The sequence below is a fragment of the Runella rosea genome (genome assembly GCF_003325355.1).
GTDB lineage: Bacteria > Bacteroidota > Bacteroidia > Cytophagales > Spirosomataceae > Runella > Runella rosea.
Window position 1 is genome coordinate 3232407 of record NZ_CP030850.1, and the last position, 20880, is coordinate 3253286.

Genomic DNA, 20880 nt, shown 5'->3' on the forward strand with positions numbered 1-20880 from the left:
ATTACACAACTATTACAATCCGATGTTTAACCCAACCATAAAAACGCGCGGTTTTGGATAGGCATACAAATCAACTCCTTGGTCAAATGCCGAACCAGAAGTTGATACTTCAGGGTCATAGCCTTCAAACTTGGTGTTAAGGAAGAAGTTTTGTACCGAAACAAAGGCTCTCAAACGATTAAGGTGGATTTTCTCAATCATTTTTGGGGAGAATTTATACGACAAAAGGATGTTTCTACCTCTCAAGAAAGAGCCGTCTTGCACGCGGTCGGTATCGTTGTTGGTGTTATAACCAGCTGATACAGGGCGTAATTCGGCAATATTGGTATTCTGATTAGTAGGCGTCCATGCGTTCAAAACGGTCTTGAAACTGTTGGCAATTCCTTGGCGGTCTTCGGCTGAGTGCTTGCTTCTAAACAATACGTCGTTGCCGTACATGAATTGCAAATCAACCATCAACTCCAAATTTTTGTGCGTAAAAGTGTTGATAAAAGTACCGAAACCATCTGGAATCCCTTTACCGATTACCACGCGGTCGTTGTCGTTGATACGTCCGTCATTGTTTACATCCTGATATTTGATATCGCCTGGCTTTTTAAGATACTTAGCCGCTTCTGATTCTTCAGCTATGCTCCAAGTGCCCTGGTGCACAAACCCGAAAAATGACCCTACTGGCTCGCCTTCGCGAATGATGGTTGATCCGCTAAAAATATCCGCTCCGCCCGTAAGCGCAATTACTTTGTTGCGGTTGAAGGAAATGTTAAAGGCTGAATTCCACGAGAAATTGCGGCCTGCAACGTTGACCGTGTTGATACCCAATTCTACCCCACGGTTTTCCATGCTTCCGATGTTTTGGCTCACCGTCGTAAAACCACTACTTGAAGGTACCGGCGCGCTCAAAAGCATATCGGTGGTGAGTTTTCGGTACACGTCGGCTTCGATCATGATGCGGTTGTTAAACAGTCCCAATTCTACTCCAGCATCCACTTGGGCCGTTTTTTCCCAACGCAGGTCAGGATTGGCGAGGCGGTTTACCCCGATACCAATTTGGCGGGCGTTGTTGAAGATCACCGAGTAATTGCCTAAACCAGCCAATGCCTGATAGGCCGTAATTTCCGAGTTACCTGTTACGCCATAGCTGGTACGTACTTTGAGGTTAGAGATAAAGGGCACATTTTGCATAAAGTCTTCTTCAATGACTCTCCACGCCAATGCCGCAGAAGGAAATACCGCGTAGCGATTAGAAGAACCAAACTTAGAAGAACCGTCAATACGCCCCGTGACCGTGAGTAAGTACTTGTCTTTGAGGCCGTAGTTAATACGTCCGAAGTATGAATTCAGGCCGTATGCACTCGTTCCAGAGGTAGGAGCAAGCGCCACCGCCCCCGCCCCGAGGTTGTTGAATTGAAAATAGTCATCCTGAAAACGCTGCGCTCTAGCTACAAAATTAAAGCGATCTACGTGCTGCCACGCTAATCCCAACAAGGCATTGACCGAGTGAATTTTGTTGATTTTGGTATTATAGGTCAGGTAGTTTTCAAACTGCCACGAATTATGACGGTCGCCCGTGATGGATGCGTCTCCGCCTTGGTTGCGAGAAATATAATTCAGGTTCCGACCTCCATAATAATCAATACGTTGGTTGATGATGTTGGTCCCCAACGTGGTGCGCAGTTCCAGGCCTTTTGCCAATGAAATATTGGTATAGATATTCCCCAACATGGTTTGGGTCTTGAGATAATAAAGGCGCTCAGTAGCTACGTGAATAGGGTTGCCACCACCTTCCATACCAGGGTAGTCTTCATTACCGCCCCAACGGCCATCAGGGTATTTGACTGGAATAATAGGTAGCGCCTCCAATACTTGACGCATAGCAATGATGCCACCAGCTCCGAGTGGGTCTACCTGACTTTCGCTCTGGTCATTGTAGCTAAGCGTACCACCTACCTTAATCCATTTTTTGATTTGGCTGTCCATCACAAAACGCGCTGAATAGCGTTTGAGCCACGATTCTTTCATCAAACCATCTTCGTTGCGGTACCCAAGGTACAAACCGAAATTGTCCCGGGAGTTGCCACCGCTGAACGCAAGTTGGTGGTTTTGGGTAAACGCTTTTTGGAACGATTCATCCTGCCAATCGGTGTTGTAGAGCGGCTTACCGCTTGCATCAAACAATAAAGGATTGGTACGCTTGGTCACTGGATTCACGTACTTGCCACCAGCCCAGCCCACGGGATCGTACTTTTGGGCATTTTGGTAGGCAATTTCTTCCGTTCTCAGAAATTCTTCCGAATTGAGCAAAGGGATTTTACGGGGCAATGTCCCCACGCTGAAATCCGTATCATAACTAATACGACCTCCATCTTGACTACCACGCTTGGTAGTCACCAAGATAACGCCGTTTGCACCGCGTGCACCGTAAATAGCCGTAGCCGAGGCATCTTTTAATACTTCAATGGAGGCGATATCATTGGGATTAATATAATCAATCGGCGTGCTTCCGTTGGCCAAATCGGTGGCGTTCAAAATCACCCCGTCAATCACGTACAAAGGGTTGTTGGCCACACTCACGGAGGTATTTCCCCGAATACGAATGTTGGCACGCCCACCTGGGCGACCTGAGTTAACCGATACATTCACCCCCGTAATACGCCCCCCCAGGGCCTGATTCAAAGAGGCCGACGGGCGCTCCTGAAGGGTTTCTCCTTTTACGGTTCCCACAGCTCCTGTCAAGTCTGATTTGCGCTGCACACCATAACCCACCACGATTACCTCTTCCAACGATTTGGTGTCTACTTTCAGCGAAACATTCAACTGTGTTTGCGCGCCTACGGTCAATTCTTGCGTCAGATAACCTAAAAAACTGAACACAAGCACCGCGTTGTTGTCGGGTACTTCAAGGTCAAAACGGCCTTCAGAATTGGTCGTTGTACCGCGCTGTGTTCCTTTCAAAACCACACTCACACCAGGCAACCCAGCATTAGCCTCGTCTGTAACAACACCTGATATTTTACGAACCACGGGAGCCGTGGCTTCGATTGGCACTACCTTTGGAGCAGGAGCTGCGGTTGGCGCAGCTTCTTTTTCTGGGGTCAGAATAATCTGATTTCCAATTATTTCATACCTCAAATGAAGAGGTTTTATTAGTTTACCGAGCACTTCCACCAACGGCTCATTGGAAGCACTGAGCGTAATTTTCCGATTGGAAGGAAGCGTAATTGGGCGATACGCAAATCGTATTTTGACCTGCTTTTCAATCACCGTCAACGCCTTCCGTACGTCCTGATTCTCAACATTAATGGTCACTCTCTGCTGGAGTATTTCCTGCGCGCCGGCCTCCCGGGCTAAAGAGATACCCGTAAAGATCAATGCCAACACACATTGTATCAACGATATTTTCATGAGATGATACACAAGGGGTTTAAAACGTACCGTTTTTTTCATTAGTTTTGATTGTTTTTGTGAATAATTTGAGCAAAAACTCCTCCTTCACGTCTTTACAGGCGCTTGCTGATCGGTCAAAATCACAGGGAGGCAACGGCATCAGCGGTGTGCGACCACTGCTGATGTTTTTTTTGTCAGGAGAAAAACGATGGACTCTTCATAGACATAAAATTGTTAAAAGTTAAAGAAGCATTTTGTTGTTTAGGTAGTATTCTATGTGACAAATGGTGCGTTTTTTTATTAGAAAAATATTCTCTTTTTACTCAGGGCATTTTAAAAATCAACATCCTTTACTGTATATAATCACCTGACCATCAATCAATTTATATCTAGCATCTAGCACTTTACAGATTACTTCAAGTTTTTGAAACAAGTTTTCGTCGGTCAGGTTAATGGTCAGGGTGCAGTCTTTGAGTACTTCTTCGTCAAAAACTACCTTTATCCCGTACGATTTTTCCAAGGCCTCAAATACCTCCGTAGCGGGGGCCGCTTCAAACACAAACCGGGCCATTTCGACGGGGGGTAACAGTAGCAACGGCGCCTCTACCAATACTTTGCTGATGGTGGACTCGCTACGATGAAAAACCGCCTTTTGGTTGGGTGTCAGTACAACACCCTTCACTTCAGGGTCTTGCTGGGCATCGTTCCGCTCGGCATAGACCGAAACCCGTCCCGACTTTACCGCAACCGTTACATTTGGGTCCTTCTGATATGCCTTTACGTGAAAACTTGTACCTAATACCCTAGTGACCAGCCCATTAGAGAACACCAAAAAAGGCCGCTTGGGATTTTTTTGCACCTCAAAAAAAGCACCACCTTCTAAATGCACCTCCCTTTTTGAATCATCGAACTCAACAGGGTACTTAAGCCGACTGTTTTTTTCCAGTTTAACAATGCTACCATCCGACAGTTGCAGTAACATGGTTTTGTCGGCTCCGTTGACGGCCTCTACCCATTCAGCGGGCGCAGCGGCCAATACCCCAGGAATCTCCAACGGAGTGGAACGTCGCCAAAACAACCACCCCGCCGCAATCAACACCACAAGGGTAGCCGCGATGGATAGAACAGGTATGTACCAACGCTGAGGTCTGTGCATACGCTCCGTTGACTGCTCATGGAGCGTGTTCTCAATCCGCGCCCAAATCACCGAAACCGATTGTTTCGCTTCTGGAATAGGACAAATTTGGTTCAACCCCTCAATGAGCCGCCGCGCTTCTTCAATCTGATAATAGCGCTCGGGGCAATCCCTTAAAAAGCCCTGCCAAAAGGCGTCATTTTCGGCCGTAGGAGAACATACCCATTCCTTAAAGTAGTCATCGGCGGCGAAATCTTCGGCGGTATATTGATAATAGTCCATCTAGGTTAGTAAAAAAAATAAATTCAAAAAATGGTAGTGGATATAGATTGTAAAGCCTGCCTTACGCTCAGGGTATAGTATTGAAAATAAGAACACCGATGATTGAAAAAATACGTACTGCTTCGCGCAGGGTTTTGAGGGCGGTATAAATGAATTTACACGCCGATTGATAATTGACGCCCATAATGTGCGCCACCTCTTCGTTGCTGAAATGATGCGTAAAACGCAAGTCAATGGCCTGCTGCTGGCGGGGGCTCAAGCGTCCGTATCCTTGCTTGAGTTGACGCAAAAGCTGCTCCTGACTCTCATCTTTGATCAGGCGGCTCTCGCAGGTATCCTCCTCATAGGCCCTATCTATTCCTTCCACACTAACCGATTGATAAAAAACATCCCGTTGTTGCGCACGGTTGATTTTATTGCGAAGCGACCGGAACAAATAAAACCGAATAGAATCCGTCTCACTGAGGTTGGTACGACTTTGCCACAATTCAATGAAAAGATCATGAATACTATCTTCGACCAACTGAACATTCGTCGTTATTTTATATCCATAACTTACTAACTCTTTGGCATACAACTCATAAATGCGCTTAAATGCACACTGATCGCCCTCCCGAAAAGCGTTCCAAAGGCCATTATTTGGATGATGTGCTGTCACAGAAAAATTGTTAAAAATAGTACACGGCGCTGAAAACGTTGATTATGATGGGTACAATGACCTTCTAATATACTAATGCCAGAAAGGGTGGATTTTAATCCTATTTTTTCTAAATATTTTTTAATTTTTTTCATAATTACCCCTTATTATGAATCTCAAAAAGACATTCTATCAAGCCTCCCTCTTACGTTATTTTAATGAATAAACGGCTTTGCTCCGTCTTTTGCATCCTGCTTTGACCTGTATACACCATGGGTACCTTTTAGAAAACACCCACCATGCCATAGGAAATCTATCTTTACATTTTGTTTTTTAGGGGATAATGTGTAACTACCCCACGCACCAACCCCGTAGCCATGACTCCCTACGAAGAACTCGCCCAAAAGGAATTAAACGTATGGCAACGCCAAATGCTGAAAAAGCCTTCGGCCGTCAACCGATTATCAAAATCGGCCCAGACTTGGATAAATAACCTCATTCCAGAAAAAATCCACGACGTTATCACCGCCACCATCAAGCAGATGACGCGGGGGGTGTTGTTTGGGGCTGAATTTATTACCCCCCAACCAATTCCCGCCGTTACATTGGAAGAGCGCGAATCTGCCGTGCAGAAGCGAATCAATTTTTATAAAACGGCAGGAGCCGCCGAAGGGGGTGTAGCAGGCGCGGGTGGGTTTCTGTTGGCGCTTGCTGATTTCCCACTGTTGCTGAGTATTAAGCTCAAGTTGCTTTTCGATATTGCCGCGCAATACGGCTACCCCATCGACGATTACCGCGAGCGCCTTTATATCCTACATATTTTCCAACTGGCTTTTTCGAGTCAGGAGCGCCGCAAAGAAGTTTATTTACAGATGGTAAATTGGGACGAAAAAAGCAAACAATTTCCCGAAGACATCCACGCTTTCGACTGGCGCACCTTCCAGCAGGAATACCGCGATTACATCGACCTCGCCAAAATGGCCCAACTTATCCCAGGCATCGGTGCCGCCGTGGGCGTGGTGGTCAACTACCGTTTGATTAACAAATTGGGAAAAACCGCCATCAATGCCTACCGAATGCGGTGGACGGAGGAACAAAAATTGATTAAATAAAATTAAGAGACGATGGCTGTTGGTGGAAAAACACCAACAACGGGATGAGTTTTCTTTTCCACCCCAACAGCTCACTTAGGCACTTGAGCGTACCGCAGGCATTCTACTTCGTGTTTTAACTGAACGCCTTCTTCGGCAGGAATTTTAAATTCATCGGTTTGAATGCTAAAACCACCGATACGCTTGTTTAGAAACAAATTCAATTCGCTTTCGTTAATCCGAAAAAGTGTAGTTGACTCGTAGAAGTTGGTTATTTTGGAAGGTTTTACTCCAATGAGCTGCTGCCGCCGCAAAATTTTTGAGCCATCAGCAAACTGAATACTCAGGTCAACCAACGCCGTATAAAACGTTGGATAGTAAACCTTTATGTGTACATAATATTTTGTTTCTCCTTTTGACAACGCTTTTTCGAAGTAAATAGGCTCGTCTCTTCTTTTCTCATCCTCTTTAGGCGTAAAGAATCGGTGCTCACCGTCAAAACTGCTGTATTCATAATGAATCGTTTTTTGGCAGCCATTTTGGGAAGATGCAGGCAATGATAGTAGCAAGGCAAAGAATAATATACTGTTTTTCATAACGTTATTTTACGGCAATTTATAACAAGGATTAAATAAGGACAAAAAGGAAAGGGCATAAATAAGAAAAATCAAAAATGCAAAACAAAAACACACTGATAATCAGATGATTATTTAGTACTTCCAGCGCTTTTTTCTCCAATTTATTTGTAAACGGCCACGTAGTGCAACTATCCTTTTCTGACACTTCAATAAAATCCTTTATTTTGAGACGTATTCCGCCAATAAATGACTCCGCCGGCACGGGATTTTACCAGTCAGATTATCAATTAACAGCCCTATGAAACTTGACAAAAAAGAAGCTGCCACCGTTATCAACGCCATTCGTTTTTGGGAAGATTCCCACAAAATATCCCCTGAACTAGCCGAAGAACTGCGCAACAGCTACGAAGTCCGCAGCTCCAACGTCGACACTATCGCTTGGTACGCTTTTATTTCGGCCGTTTCTTGCGGCCTTTTGGCTTTTGGGGCGTTGGTGATTGATGAAAAATGGATTGAATTATTGCGCAAACGATGGGAGTTCTCGGAAGCCACTGTAGGCGTGGGTTTTACGCTCGTAGCTGGCGTATTTGTATACTTAGCCCGCCGCCGAAAACTCAAATACCCAACTTCCCAAATCAGCAATGAATCTTATACCATTACCATTGCCCTCAGCGTAGCCGTCGCGATTGCCTACTGGACCCGCAGCCTGGGCCTTTTCAATGGAGACTACGCTCAACCTTTGCTGATTGCAACCGTCGTTTACGGCTTTATCGGCGGCTTTTTACCCTCACAGCTTTTATGGGTTGCCATGCTTTTATCCTTGACGGGCTGGTGGGCGGTTCAAATCTACGAATGGTCGGGAGGAGGATTTCGGTTTGCAGGAATGAATTATCCGTTGAGCATGACCCTTTTAGGGCTATTGATTTGGGCATCGTCGTGGTTGGTAGAAAAAATCAAACCACTGATTTCTTTCGAGCGCGCCACCTATACTTTTGGACTGGTTTTGTTTCTTTTCGCGGCTTGGATGCTCTCCATTTTTGGCAATTACGACGATTTGGGGCGGTGGTCAGCCATCAAACAGGGCACGCTTTGGTACTGGTCGGCGGGATTTACGGTTGTTTTGGCTGCGCTTACAGCGTACGCATTTAGAAGCAAAAACGATACCCTGCGCGATATTTGTCTGGTGTTCTTTTTGGCTAATATTTACACGCGATACTTTGAATATTTTTGGGACCGAACCAACAAAGGTATCTTTTTTGCCATTCTGGCATTCTCCTTCTGGTGGGTGGGGCGCAAAGCCGAGCAATGGCGCAATCAGGAGAAAACCGCCTAAAACACGAAAAGGCGCATCGTCGGAGTTTAACCTCCTTCTGATGCGCCTTTCTATCTGATTATATGGAATTGTAGCTTGATTATTCTTCGGTCAAACGAGTGGGTGTGTGATGATATTTGCTATCAAAATGATTGATGTTAGTATCTACCAACACACTCGTTACGGTAGTTGCATCCATCGTTGGCAACGAAGCCATCAATTTCGCGCTGCTGATACGAGCGGCGGGTAAGCTCATTGTTTCATCCACGGTAGGCAATGCAGCCATCAGTTTCGCGGTGTTCATGCGAGCAGCAGGTGCTTCGATGTTTTCATCTTTGGTAGGCAATGAAGCCATCAGCTCAGCACTCATTGGATTGGTTGGCATTTCGTTGGTAGCGTCCAGCGTAGGCAATGAAGCCATTAACGATTGAATATTGAGGACTACAAAAGCGGGAGTAGTTGATTCAACATCCTGGGTTGGTAACGAGGCCATTAAATGAGCGGCGACACACGATTGCTCTTTTTGGGGTTGTGCTTCTGCAATGGTACTTAATGCTAAAAGACTTAAAGCGGCGGTTGTGATTAACGATTTCATGATTTTAATGTTCTTAAATTGTTGGCTGTAATTATTTTAATTTTTTGTTTCTGGCTGTTTGTTTGTCTTAATGACATGACAAAAGTGGCAGGTATTTTTGAGCTGAAAAAGGGAAATGGGATGAAGCGTAGGTTTTACGGGTCGAAGTGCATGAAAAATCATTTGAACGGAATTATATTCGGCAAAGTCTTTTTTAAGTCCTTGCAAATAGCCAAAATCAGACTTTAATAGTACACAATAGGGTATTTGTCAAAATATAATTTGGATTAAAATTATACAACATACATAAAATATGGATTCATTTTAGCAATACCTCCAGCAGAACCTTCGTCAAAAGTGCCTTTTTGGTGCGTATGAACGCAAAAGAGTCCCGCTTTTTCAAAGGCGGGACTCTTCTTTTTTTGTGTTGAATGGTTAAGGAGTCAAAATTTTCTACTCATTATTCGGTGGCTATACATCACAAATTTCCACGGCCTGTTTCAACGAAGCGATAGGGTCTGGGCGTTTGGGGATGAATTCCTGCGCCACATATCCTTGATAGCCCGTTTCTACAATGGCTTTCATGATGGCGGGGTAATTCAGTTCTTGCGTATCGTCGATTTCGGCGCGACCTGGTACGCCGCCCGTATGATAATGCCCGAAGTACTGATGGTCGCGCTTGATGGTGGCGATGATGTCGCCTTCCATAATTTGCATGTGATAAATATCGTAGAGTAATTTAAAACGCTCCGAGCCTACCCGTTTGCAAAGCTCAACGCCCCAAGCGCTTTTATCAGCCTGATAGTCTTTGTGATTAACCCGGCTATTGAGAAGTTCCATGATAAGGGTGATTTTATATTTTTCAGCAGAGGGCATCAGCCGTTTGAGTCCAATGGTACAGTTTACCAAACCTTCTTCGTCAGAAATCCCTTTGCGGTTGCCCGAAAAACAAATGACAGTATTCAAGCCCGCCTCCACCAACTTAGGAAAAAGGGCTTCATAACTCGCCACTAAATCATCATGATAAATCGGATTATTAAATCCTTTTTCGATACCCATGCCCGCACCGTTGGGCAGGGCGCACGTCAAGCCATGTTTTTGAATAATTGGCCAGTCGTTGGGTCCCAACAATTCGATGGATTGCAGACCCATGGCTTTTGCTTCGCGGGCAAGGTCTTCCAGTGGTATTTTGCTGTAGCACCAGCGGCAAACCGACTGCTTGATTCTGCCTTTCAGCTCGGGTCCAAGGGCTTTATCGGACGCTGCAAAAGCTTCCGTCAGCGTCATAGGCGACGACAAAAGGGCAGCGCTGCCTACCATATTTTTCAGGGCAGCGCGGCGTGATGTGTTTATTGCCATAGTGAATCTTCGTTAATCATTGTTGGTTTCATTGCCAGCACTTTCTCTGACCAATTAAAGCATTTTCAAACAAGATATTACCCCTTTATTGTTAAAATCTCCCATAAAAAACCTCGGCGAAACTCCCCGAGGCTTTTTTAATTACTAACCAATTGTAAAGTGCTTTCGCACCCGTTAAAATTATAGAAATTCTACCTTTTTTTCATTGAATATTTTAAAATGATAATAAGTTTTTGATTTGCTTCATTTCGTTAGAAAAATACAGCATATATTGACGAATATCTTTGTCCAGGAGTATTTTCAAGATGAAACCATCATGAACCTGTCATAAACTACCCTCCCCAAATGAGTATCAATCTGAGAACTTAAGCACGTCTATAAAATGAGTATTAACAATACCGTCAACATTATTGAAGGAAACCACGACCCATTAATTTTAGGGCACTTTCAGCTTAAATCGACATAAAAAAGCCTCCCTGTTTTTTTGAGTCTGAAACGATTCTCAAAATTACAGGGAGGTTCATTTTACACCCTAAAGCTCAGGATGACTCTCTTTTAATTATTTTTTCTTTTTATTGATGGTGAAAGGAATACAAATTTGAGTCGGACAACAGTTATTTCCCGCCTCAATAATAATCGGACAACAACCTTCCGCAGGACATTGTTGATTAGACGCCGTGAAGGTATAAGTACCCACCTCGCTGAATAGAACTGTATTTCCCGACACAATCGGCGTACTTCCTCCATCTTTGTACCATTGTACATTTGTTAGGTAAGCCGGTACACTGGCCTGAACCTTTTCTAGCGGACATAACTTAAATGGTACCGTAAAGCACTGTTGGTCGTTGTCATCTTCTACGTTATTCCCATTTCCAGGGGTAGAATCAATATCACCTTCATTGGTTTTTGTAATTTCGGCCGTATTGAAATGTACACCCTCCTGAATGGCTTTCACTTTATACGTAAGCGTGACGGTATCTCCACTGGCCGCAATGTTGCCAATATTCCAGATAATGACATTATTGGTGATAGCAGCCGTGCCACGAGTGGATGTAAAACTTCCATTGATAAATTGTACCGAAGTGGCCAACGAGTCCGTAACTTCTACACCTGTTGCCAAAGTGGCTGACTGGTTGAAGACTTTAATGGTGTAGGTAAGTGTGTCTCCGAGTTGAGCAATCTTGGTGTTAATCAATTTTTTCAATGATAAGTCTACTTGTGCTGGTGGCGTCACCGTAATGACCTCTGGGTCGTGGTCGTCCTCGTCTCCGCCCGTCAATCCGTTTTCGTTGATCACATCATTCTTCGGCGTGCCATCATTGGCTGGGTTATTATCAGGACTTGAATCCACATCAGTACCACCCGTCGCCGAGCTGATTTCCGCTAAGTTACTAATCGAACCCGTGAATCCTGTGCTCACAACAAAGGTGATGTCTCTTGTCGTGCTTTGACCAGCAGGTAAACTTGCAATCACCGTGTTGAGGGTCGCGACTCCAGCAGTGGCTGTCCAGTTGGCATCGTTCAAGGTCAATCCCGTTGGAATGTAATCTGTTACTTGAATGTTCGTCGCATCGACGTTCCCTTGGTTGAACACCGTGATGGTGAACGTCACATTGCTACCCGCCACAACGCTCGCACTCTGGCCCGTGGCCAAGGTCTTGCGTAAGGCTAAGTCGAACACTGGCGCTGGCGTCACCGTAATTACCTCTGGGTCGTGGTCGTCCTCGTCTCCACCCGTCAATCCGTTTTCGTTGATCACATCATTCTTCGGCGTGCCATCATTGGCTGGGTTACTATCAGGACTTGAATCTACATCAGTACCGCCCGTCGCCGAGCTGATTTCCGCCAAGTTACTAATCGAACCCGTGAATCCTGTGCTCACAACAAAGGTGATGTCTCTTGTCGTGCTTTGACCAGCAGGTAAACTTGCAATCACCGTGTTGAGCGTGGCGACTCCAGCAGTGGCTGTCCAGTTGGCATCGTTCAAGGTCAATCCCGTTGGAATGTAATCTGTTACTTGAATGTTCGTCGCATCGACGTTCCCTTGGTTGAACACCGTGATGGTGAACGTCACATTACTACCCGCCACAACGCTCGCACTCTGGCCCGTGGCCAAGGTCTTGCGTAAGGCTAAGTCGAACACTGGCACGATACAAGTAGGAACCTCTATTTGAACGGTGTCTGCGCAATTATTCAAAGTATAAATAAATTGATAGGTACCTGCTACTGTCATTCCACTTACAGCACCTGCATTTGTGACCGTCGCGGCGGCAGGATTACTGGCCAAAGTTGACCATACGCCCCCCGAAGGCGCGCCTGAGAGAGTAGCAGTTGTCGGTGAAATGCCCGATGGAGGACACGTTAAAGTTTGATCGACTCCCGCATCTGGCTTCAGATTACGAACTACTGACACCGTATCTGTACAACCGTTAAGCGTATAGATAAAATTATACGTGCCGTTGGCAGTCATGCCACTCACTGCACCTGCGCTGGTAACGGTAGCAGCGGCAGGGTTGCCAGCTTGTGCAGTCCATGTACCTCCCGCTGTAATGGCCGTCAACGTCGCCGTGGTCGTTGGTGCGCAGACACTTTGGTCGCTTCCGGCATCTGGTTTGGGATTGCGAACCACTGACACCGTATCTGTACAACCATTAAGCGTATAGATAAAATTATACGTGCCGTTGGCAGTCATGCCACTCACTGCACCTGCGCTGGTAACAGTAGCAGCGGCAGGGTTGCCAGCTTGTGCAGTCCATGTACCGCCCGCTGTAATGGCCGTCAAGGTTGCGGTGGTAGCAGGTGCACAAATGTTTTGGTTTGCTCCTGCATTTGGTTTGGGATTACGAACCACCGACACCGTATCTGTACAGGTTTCTCCTCCACTTGTCACGGAATATATGAAACGATAAGTGCCATCAACCGTCATGCCAGCTACCGCACCCGCGTTCGTTATCGTTGCCGATACAGGGTTGCCCGATTGCGCATTCCACGTGCCGCCCGATGTTATCGCAGTCAACGTCGCCGTGGTTGTTGGTGAACAAATACTCTGGTCGTTTCCTGCATTGGGTTTCACACATCCTTGGCAAGGCGAAACCGTCACCGATACCGTATCCGAACAATCGTTCAACGTGTAAATGAATTGATATGTACCGGCCATACTCATGCCAGTCACTACACCAGCGTTTGTGACCATTGCCGAAGCAGGGTTACCTGATTGCGCCGACCATGTACCCCCCGAGGGAGCACCTGTCAAAGTCGTGGTCGTTTGAAGCGTGTTGGTCACGGGATTCACACAGGCCAACGTCTGGTCAGGGCCCGCATTGGGGGCGGGCGTTACCGTAATGCTGTGACTGTCGGTGTTACTACAACCCGTGGTGGCATCGGTAAATTGGTAACTGAATGTCAAACTCGCAATGTTAAAACCAGCATTTAGCGTGGCCACGTTGTTGCTGATGGTTACCGCTCCCACGGGTAAACCTTGTGGCAGAGTGAACGTCCCGCCCGCAGGGGAGCCTGTGAAACTCACTGGTAATTCATTCCCACACACTAGCGTTGGACCTGTAATGCTCACCAAAGGACGAGGATTAATGCTTACAAGACCGCTGTCGGTTCGGCTACATTCTCCAAGTATTTGTGTATAGTAAATATAGAAACTCGTGGGGGCCGATTGGCCCAGTTGGGTCAGGGCGGCGGCTCCGCTCACGGTGGCTCCCGTGCCCGTATCACTCACCCCTGGACCGCTCCAAGTACCGTTCGTCCCTGAGGCGTCGGTATAAGTCAGGCTTTGATTTTCACAAATTACCGCTGGAGATAAATTAACTTGGATTGGCTGAGGATTACGAATCACCGAGACGGTGTCTGTACAACCATTGAGCGTATAAATAAATTTATACGTGCCATTGGCGCTCATCCCACTCACTGCACCTGCGCTGGTAACGGTAGCAGCGGCAGGGTTGCCAGCTTGTGCAGTCCATGTACCTCCCGCTGTAATGGCCGTCAATGTCGCCGTGGTAGCAGGCGCACAAATGTTTTGGTTTGCTCCTGCATCTGGTTTGGGATTACGAACCACCGACACCGTATCTGTACAACCATTAAGCGTATAGATAAAATTATACGTGCCATTGGCGCTCATACCACTCACTGCACCTGCGCTGGTAACGGTAGCAGCGGCAGGGTTGCCAGCTTGGGCAGTCCATGTACCGCCCGCTGTAATGGCCGTCAAGGTCGCCGTGGTAGCAGGCGCACAAATGTTTTGGTTTGCTCCTGCATCTGGTTTGGGATTACGAACCACCGACACCGTATCTGTACAACCGTTAAGCGTATAGATAAAATTATACGTGCCGTTGGCAGTCATGCCACTCACTGCACCTGCGCTGGTAACGGTAGCAGCGGCAGGGTTGCCAGCTTGGGCAGTCCATGTACCGCCCGCTGTAATGGCCGTCAACGTCGCCGTGGTAGCAGGCGCACAAATGTTTTGGTTTGCTCCTGCATCTGGTTTGGGATTGCGAACCACTGACACCGTATCTGTACAACCATTAAGCGTATAGATAAAATTATACGTGCCGTTGGCGCTCATGCCACTCACTGCACCTGCGCTGGTAACGGTAGCAGCGGCAGGGTTCCCAGCTTGGGCAGTCCATGTACCTCCCGCTGTAATGGCCGTCAAGGTCGCCGTGGTCGTTGGTGCGCAGATACTTTGGTCGCTTCCGGCATCTGGTTTGGGATTGCGAACCACTGACACCGTATCTGTACAACCGTTAAGCGTATAGATAAAATTATACGTGCCGTTGGCGCTCATGCCACTCACTGCACCTGAGCTGGTAACGGTAGCAGCGGCAGGGTTGCCAGCTTGTGCAGTCCATGTACCGCCCAATGTAATGGCCGTCAAGGTTGCTGTGGTAGCAGGCGCACAAATGTTTTGGTTTGCTCCTGCATCTGGTTTGGTATTTGTAATTTGTACAGTTATATCTCTAAAGCACGTACCATCAGATCCGAACAAGCGTACGGTATAACTCTGAGTTGTATTGAAAGGAATGATAAGATTTGAGACGATGATACCGCTACCAGGGATGACAGATGCCGAGGCATAGGTCTTATTACCAGTGTAGGTGTTACCAAGTGAATAATCGTAACGAGCATTAGAAGTAACATTTGTCAAACGAATTGTTCCTGTCTGAGTATCGCAGTTAAAGAAAGCTTCTGAAATAGCCGATGGAGTGTCGTTGAAAGTTACAGTAACAGGCTTAATTGTCGAGCAAGTACCATCAGAAGCTTTTATGTAATAGGTTCCCTGAGCATTTACGGGATTAGGAGCCGCAATAGTTGCTGAAGCATTCAGCCAATAAGAAAGAGAGGAACCGGTCGTTGAAACAACTCCATTTGCCAAATTAATTGTGGCTGTTCCGTTGTCATTTTGACAAGCTGATAGATCCTGAACAGTAAGGGAGGGAGAAGGCAAAACCTGCACCAGAACATCATCCGTAAAGACACACCCCGAAGCACTATAGTATTTCAAAGTAAACGTAGTGTTTTGAGTTGGACATACTGTTGGTCGTGCTGAGTTAGCTGCAGAAATGACCGTTCCTGATGATGAAGACCATTCATAATTAATACCCGCAACTGCATCGATTCCCAGAGTGGTGCATGTACCGTTACAGATTTGAGCATCTAATCCAGCAATCCCTTCTATTTTCTTTCCGATCGTTACTGTAGTTGACGCCATCGATTGGCAGCCCGCACCGTAGGTTACAGTAGCAGTGTATGTGTATGAACCCGCAGGCGCAGCCGAAAGATCTATTGTTGGATTTATGGCAGTTGGACTACTTAAGTAAGCAAGTGCCTCCACTGGCGACGCCGACCATGAAACTGTGCCGCTGACAGCCGAGGGATCATTCAGAGGCAGAACTGCCGTTTGGCCTTCACAAAATGAAAGCGAACTTGGCAAACTTGCCGAATAAGCCGCCGCAGGAACAGTTATAGGAAAAGTAAGCGTACAACCCGAAATATGAGTGGCTGTAAGCGTATAAGTAGTTGTGATGGCAGGTTCAACACTAATCGTGGCAAAACCTGTAGTATAACCCTTCAAACCATCTAATTTGTCCCATGAATAACTCCATTCTGTTCCAGGGACGTTGTTAACTCCTATGGTTACGGGTCCTGAGCAAGGTGCCGCAGGGTTGGGAGTTACGGTTGGAGTTGTCGCCGCTGAGATGGTCACATTCCGAGACGTACTGCAACTTCCCTGAGATATCACAACGGTGTAAGTGCCAACAGCATTGACCGTTACGGCACTACCAGTCGTCGAGCCTACAATGCCCGGCCCCGACCAAGCATAGGTCAGATCACTGGGACTTACAGGTCCAATGATAACTTGTCCGCCGCTGCATAAGCTAAAGGCGGGGGGAATAGTAACGGCGGGTGTAGCCGCAGCCCTAAAAACTACGGTATCAGACAAGGTACAATTTGCTGAAGTTTGGCCATTAGTAGCCGTTAAAATTAAGGTAATGGTTCCTCCCGCACTTGTAGCTGGAAGTGTAGCGGTTGTTTGAGCCGCAGTGGCATTACCAAAAGAAACCCCTGCTGAAGGAATGGCCGTCCATTGATATGAATAGCCAGGTAAAGCTGCTAATCCTCCGATATTAACCGTAGTTCCTGAAACACAGAAAGTAGCATTATTTCCTGCATTGACCTGTACTGGTGTGACAACCAATTGAACTGTATCCTGTACAGAACAGCCGGTAGTAGTATCGGTTACTGTCACAAACATGATTTGGTCAGCAATTAAGCTTTTTATTGTGGGCAAAGCTGAGATGGAATCAGCCTGATTTACAAGCAACGAAACAGGCTCCCATTTATAGATTAGATTAGGGTTGGCAGCGGGGCCCTGAATAGTATATGGACTTCCCTGACATACAGATTGGGGAGAAATGTATGTTACATTTGGCTTACCAATCGCCGCGGGAAAGACTTTAATATCTACTCTGCACGTATCTGAACCTGGATTAATAATTGTAAGACGATAACTCACCGCCGTTAATCCGGTTGGATTGGCAAAGACCTGATTCGAATGTGGACCACCATCGGTTAGTGGTTGATTAGTATAAATATCAAACAATTCATTGTTAAGAGGTTGCCCATCCAATCGAGACCAAATATAGGTCCCACCGCTAGTGTATTGAATCGGCCCAATTTTATTGGTTGCTCCACCACAAACAATAGTAGGTAAGGCCCCTATGGCTAATGCACATAATCCACCATCTCCTGCATTACCGCAAATACAATAATTTAAAAATGCGGTATCGGTGCGCATACAGGCTGGATTGGCCGTATTTTGACTGGTCCGAATCAATTGGATAGTATATGTGCCGTTAGCTCTTCCTAAGGAGGCAGTCAAAAAACTAAAATCAGTTACTGATCCTGTTGGGTTAGCAAGTCCGTTGGTCACATCAGTTGGGCTGGGAAGACCCGTCGTTGCAGTTCCTGGTACAATAATAGCCTGCCAAGAGTACGCAATCCCTGGCTCAGAAATAGTTCCAATGTTAGGTAAGCCCAGTCCCCGGGTCGTATCGCAACCGTTTTGTAAACAAATTTTGATTTGGAATGACTGATTGGGCGTGCGATAAACCGTTACTTGCTGCGTGGTATATTGTACACAACTAGTGGTTCCGTTTTGGGCTTTGAGCGTATAACTGGTCACATTTACCCCTGCTGGAGCATATGCAGTAGTCACTATGGGATTGGGTACATTTGTGGCGGTCAATCCTAAGCCCGGTGCCCACTCATAAGTGACACCCGTTTGTGCTGTAATACCTTGTCCAAGGATGGCTGTATCTCCCTGACACAGCGAGAGCGCGGGTAACGACGGCAATGGGTTGACACTTTGGTTTGACACGGTAATGGTATCTACCGGACAACCATTCAATGTCAGGTAGTAGTCAGCTGAAGCTCCAACAGCTGGCAATATTGAAAGTGTTGGCGACAAAACCGAGGGATTGCTTAGGCCCGTTGTAGGACTCCAACTCAATATATTATTAGCATAATTGGCGTATTCTGTGACCAATGAACTGGGCCCAAAAGTGACCGAGCTTGCTCCACAGGTATACAAAATTCGGCTGCCAGCATTTACTTTTAAATGTTCGGCATTGAGGGTATCAAAACTTATACACCCACGGGAGTCGGTAACCTGCAATAGATATTGACCAGGTTGTGAAATACTCAAATTAATGACTCCCGGAGCCGATGCCAATGTCCCAGACTGGCCAGCAACTACAGTTACTAAATCCGTAAATGTGGTTAGCTTATAGTTATAGGGACCTTGGTTACCGTCAATACTTGGGCTCAAGTTGGCGCTTACGGCCAATGTACTTCCCTTGCAAAACCCATATTTTTTGGCAGATAAGTCAGTTGTATGGGTTTGATTAGTTGAAAACGTAAGTGAAATGACATTGCTGGCATAAGCTACATCACAGCTCGGCACACAGTTCGCTGCTATGTCGAAAGACGTTTGGCGGACTAAGCGGCGATAGTAATACGTTCCCGGTGAAGCAGGATTTGCCGGGACATAATCTTCTACATCTGTGTTTGAGATATTAGTCCAAGGGCCTGACGGCGCAGTAGCTACTTGCCATTGATAGTGAAGAGGCGTAGGGGCAGGGTTACCAGCAACGTTTCCGGCTAGTATCGGCGTGAGGTAACTTGCTTTTGTTCCGTCAATAGCCAACGCTCCAGAACCGCTACAGAACGTAGTAATGGCCGGGGTAGCAAGTTGATTCGTTCCCGTCTTTAGAATAGGATAGTTGAATTTTGTTAAAAAACCGTCAGAAACAATACTGGTAACAGAAACATCGAAGCCCGAAAGCGTGGCAGTGCCATTGTCGTTATAGGCCAATGGGGTCACGGGAAATCCCGTACCGGGCAATATTGCACCTACAATATAGGCATTGCAGTTTTGGTCCAGTTCTAGGTCATTTAATGCGGTTCTTGAAGAACTCTGTGTATTTTGGTCTGAAAGGAAGGTACCATAAATGGTTTTTTGAAAGTTACAATCGGCTATTCCGTAATAAGCACGTTCCTTTTGGTTTATAGCGACCGTTTGAATTGCGCCCGGTGTAATTACCGGCAAATTTTCAATTCCCGCGAATTCCCCGCCTGAAACTAATGCATGCAATCTTCCAAAGTTATCAACTCCCAATCTGGTAAAAATATCATTATCATTCGGTCCTGTAAACGCAAAAGGCGTAGAAACGGATTTTAAGGTGGTCAAATCAGCATCAAATACCTGTACCCGACCTGAAGCAGTATTCATGGTTATAACATCTCCATTGACAGGATTCGTCGTAATTGTACCTGTTAGTCCTCCAAGATACGTCGATGCGGTTATATTTCCGTTTTTATCTAAACGCATAATATAAGAAGAGTCAAGTGCCGTTTTAGCGGCATTTACCGGCGGTGTTGGTAATGACAATAAATTTGTGGCGCTCTGTAAATAGTAAAGATCTCCCGAATTAGAGAGAGCACTGGCAGATTTTGTCTGGAACTGATAACTAAAATAGGAAGAATATTGTAATGTATTATCGGGTTTGAATATCATAATGACGTCAGCCAGACCTACCCCACTGACTTTAACCGCATCTGTTTGAAAGGCTCCGGGAGTAGTAGGCATAACCCCTGTGTACTCTGAATCGACATATAATGATAACACCACATATGTAGTGCCGTCTGGGGCAATCTGAACACCATCAAAAGCTGTATACGTGTTACCACTGCTGGAATTTCCCTCTATAAACAGTGAGCCGTTTACGGGTCCGATATAGGTCCCATAGGCCAAGTTACCATTCACATCAAATTTGTTTAATACTGCGGTGTTTCCAAAGGAGGCGAAACTCGGAGGATTAGGCCGCCATGCATCTGGAGTTATGTAGTCCGCATTTGCGCTTCCAGTCACGTATAAGATGACTGGTTCTCCACTGGGACTAAGACTCAATCCAGCCGGCTGGATACTAGACCCATTTAAAATTCTTACCCACAGCAATTTGCCATCAGAAGAGTACTTTGATAAGTGGATAGGTGCGTTATAGTTGTTGATGTAAGCCGAACCTCGGTATATTACATCCGAAGTCGGAAAAGTCGGCGGAGGGTTATTGCCGCTTATTGCTCCTACCACGTAGATAGAACCATCTAGTGATTTTTCTACAAAAACAGCTCTGGCATACGTTTGTGAACCTACATTTTGCCCAGTATACTGAGACCATTGAATGGACTGGGCTTGCAGCATTGAAGAGGAAAGGGCCGTTAGTAAAAGTATTATCAAGATAACAAATCGTTTTCCTGATAGCTGACAGTATATCTTTTGCATAAAAAAAAATTGAAGGTCTGAGAAAACAGAATCAAAGACCTTGCAAATCTTCTCTATAGGCGTGCCACAGGGTACAAAAGGTCAATAAAAGTGGATGAATATATAGCACATGAGAAAGGCCCCACGGGTGTCATCCTTTGGCATACTTATTGTGAATCAAGATGTACAATGGAA

Annotated in this window: 9 protein-coding genes; 2 read left to right on the plus strand and 7 right to left on the minus strand. The window is 46.1% G+C overall.

The annotated features are described in order from the left end of the window. Nucleotides 1-12: 12 nt before the first annotated feature. The 3 genes from DR864_RS13470 to DR864_RS13480 form a co-directional block, all read right to left on the minus strand. Nucleotides 13-3444: a TonB-dependent receptor gene (locus DR864_RS13470; RefSeq protein WP_114067471.1), complete on the minus strand. Its 3432-nt coding sequence runs from the start codon at nt 3442-3444 to the stop codon at nt 13-15. Between the two features lie 280 nt (nt 3445-3724). Continuing rightward, the gene (locus DR864_RS13475) at nt 3725-4801 is read right to left on the minus strand and encodes a FecR family protein (RefSeq protein ID WP_114067472.1); all 1077 of its coding nucleotides are present in this window, start codon (nt 4799-4801) and stop codon (nt 3725-3727) included. 67 nt (nt 4802-4868) lie between these two features. Further along, the gene (locus DR864_RS13480) at nt 4869-5459 is read right to left on the minus strand and encodes an RNA polymerase sigma factor (RefSeq protein ID WP_114067473.1); all 591 of its coding nucleotides are present in this window, start codon (nt 5457-5459) and stop codon (nt 4869-4871) included. A gap of 356 nt (nt 5460-5815) precedes the next feature. On the opposite strand from DR864_RS13480, the gene DR864_RS13485 reads away from it, so the two are divergent. Next, nucleotides 5816-6550 carry an EcsC family protein gene (locus DR864_RS13485; RefSeq protein WP_114067474.1) on the plus strand — a complete coding sequence of 245 codons (735 nt, stop codon included), beginning with the start codon at nt 5816-5818 and terminating at the stop codon, nt 6548-6550. A gap of 71 nt (nt 6551-6621) precedes the next feature. Here the strand turns inward: DR864_RS13485 and DR864_RS13490 are convergent, their stop codons facing one another. Further along, complete coding sequence (locus DR864_RS13490; RefSeq protein WP_114067475.1) at nt 6622-7125, minus strand: hypothetical protein; 504 nt, start codon at nt 7123-7125, stop codon at nt 6622-6624. 280 nt (nt 7126-7405) lie between these two features. Between DR864_RS13490 and DR864_RS13495 the strand changes: the two genes are divergently transcribed. After that, a complete protein-coding gene (locus DR864_RS13495; RefSeq protein WP_114067476.1) occupies nt 7406-8440 on the plus strand; it encodes a hypothetical protein in 1035 nt (344 codons plus the stop codon). Nucleotides 8441-8519: 79 nt separating this feature from the next. Here the strand turns inward: DR864_RS13495 and DR864_RS13500 are convergent, their stop codons facing one another. The 3 genes from DR864_RS13500 to DR864_RS13510 all read right to left on the minus strand — a co-directional run bounded on the left by DR864_RS13500 (nt 8520) and on the right by DR864_RS13510 (nt 20706). Continuing rightward, nucleotides 8520-9014 carry a hypothetical protein gene (locus DR864_RS13500; RefSeq protein WP_114067477.1) on the minus strand — a complete coding sequence of 165 codons (495 nt, stop codon included), beginning with the start codon at nt 9012-9014 and terminating at the stop codon, nt 8520-8522. 450 nt (nt 9015-9464) lie between these two features. Next, complete coding sequence (locus DR864_RS13505; RefSeq protein ID WP_114067478.1) at nt 9465-10352, minus strand: hydroxypyruvate isomerase family protein; 888 nt, start codon at nt 10350-10352, stop codon at nt 9465-9467. A 559-nt stretch (nt 10353-10911) separates the two neighbouring features. Further along, entirely contained in the window at nt 10912-20706 is a 9795-nt protein-coding gene (locus DR864_RS13510; protein ID WP_162793801.1) for a DUF11 domain-containing protein, read from the minus strand. Nucleotides 20707-20880: the final 174 nt, after the last annotated feature.

Coding starts and splice junctions, on each gene's coding strand:
- DR864_RS13470 (WP_114067471.1), bottom strand. CDS start 3,444: ATGAAAAAAACGGTACGTTTTAAACCCCTTGTGTATCATCTCATGAAA.
- DR864_RS13475 (WP_114067472.1), bottom strand. CDS start 4,801: ATGGACTATTATCAATATACCGCCGAAGATTTCGCCGCCGATGACTAC.
- DR864_RS13485 (WP_114067474.1), top strand. CDS start 5,816: ATGACTCCCTACGAAGAACTCGCCCAAAAGGAATTAAACGTATGGCAA.
- DR864_RS13490 (WP_114067475.1), bottom strand. CDS start 7,125: ATGAAAAACAGTATATTATTCTTTGCCTTGCTACTATCATTGCCTGCA.
- DR864_RS13495 (WP_114067476.1), top strand. CDS start 7,406: ATGAAACTTGACAAAAAAGAAGCTGCCACCGTTATCAACGCCATTCGT.
- DR864_RS13500 (WP_114067477.1), bottom strand. CDS start 9,014: ATGAAATCGTTAATCACAACCGCCGCTTTAAGTCTTTTAGCATTAAGT.
- DR864_RS13505 (WP_114067478.1), bottom strand. CDS start 10,352: ATGGCAATAAACACATCACGCCGCGCTGCCCTGAAAAATATGGTAGGC.
- DR864_RS13510 (WP_162793801.1), bottom strand. CDS start 20,706: ATGCAAAAGATATACTGTCAGCTATCAGGAAAACGATTTGTTATCTTG.